Annotated in this window: 1 protein-coding gene; it reads right to left on the bottom strand. The window is 75.7% G+C overall.

Features of this window, described 5'->3' with window-relative positions:
• Positions 1 to 130 precede the first annotated feature (130 nt).
• Positions 131 to 1,186: sensor histidine kinase (locus C667_RS23135; protein WP_004389436.1), on the bottom strand; the 1,056-nt coding region annotated here is incomplete at its 5' end.

Genomic DNA, 1,186 nt, shown 5'->3' with positions numbered 1-1,186 from the left:
CGTCAGCCAGGCCGGCAGGCCGGCGCAGCCCGCGAGCGCGGCGAGCACGGCGGGAAGCAGGCTGTGCGCGACCACGCTGCGCGCGCGGGCTGCGCCGCGAAGCGCTGCGTGCGCCTTGGGGCGGTGGGGGTCAGGCATGAGGCAGCTCCACGCGGAAGTGAGCGCCCCGCTCGCTCGGCAGCGCGCGCACCCGGCCGCGATGGGCGCCGATCAGCTCGCGCACGATCGCCAGCCCGATGCCGCTGCCGCGGGCACCTGCGCGCGCGGCAGGGCTGCGGCGGCCCTGGAAGAAGGGCTCGAAGACGCGCTCGAGCTCGTCGGGTGCGATCCCCGGGCCCTCGTCGCGGCAGTCGACCACCACCTTCTCGCCGGCCAGGCCGAGCTCGATGCGGATGTGACCGCCGCTCGGGCTGAAGGCGATCGCGTTGGCGAGCAGGTTGGCGAACACGGTGCGCAGCTTGCCGGCGTCGGCGGGCACGATGGGGGCGTCGCCCGCAAGCCCGATCGTCACCCCGCGTGCGCGTGCGGGCAGGCGCTGTTCGTCGCCGACCTCGCGCAGCAGGGGCAGTAGGGCGGTGGGCTGCAGGTGCAGCGAGCGCGCGTCGAACTGGCTGGCGTTGAGCTGCAGCAGCTGCTCGATGTGCTCCTGCAGGGTGTGCGCGCTGTGCGCGAGGATTCCGGTCACCTCGCGCTGCGCCGGAGCGAGCGGGCCGAGCACGCCGTCGTCGAGCAGCGCGACGCCTTCGCGCAGCGAGGCGAGCGGGGTCTTGAGCTCGTGCGAGACGTGGCGCAGCACGCGCTTGCGGTCGGACTCGAGCTCGGCGAGGCGCACGCGCAGCCAGTCGAGACGTGCCCCCAGCCTGCGCAGGTCGGCCGGGCCGTCGATGTCGATCGGGCGGGCGAGCTGGTGCTCGCCGAGCTCGCCGATGGCCCTTTCGATGCGGCCGAGCGGGCGCAGCAGCCACCGGCCCGCGAGCGCCGCGAGCACCCCGGCCAGGACCAGGGCGGCGAGGATCTGCAAGGCGACGGCGCGGCGTTGGCGTTCGAGGGTGTCCATCAGGGCGAGATCGCGGTCGGCGAGGTGTCGCTCCAGCGTCACGCCGAGGCGGTCGGCGAGCGCGCCGAGACGGTCGAGCTCGCCCGCCGCCGCGGGGTCGTCGATGCGGCCGGTCGTCGCGGCGGGGGG

The organism is Thauera phenylacetica B4P, from assembly GCF_000310225.1.
GTDB classification, from domain to species: Bacteria; Pseudomonadota; Gammaproteobacteria; order Burkholderiales; family Rhodocyclaceae; genus Thauera; species Thauera phenylacetica.
This window is presented reverse-complemented; position numbering and strand designations above follow the sequence as displayed.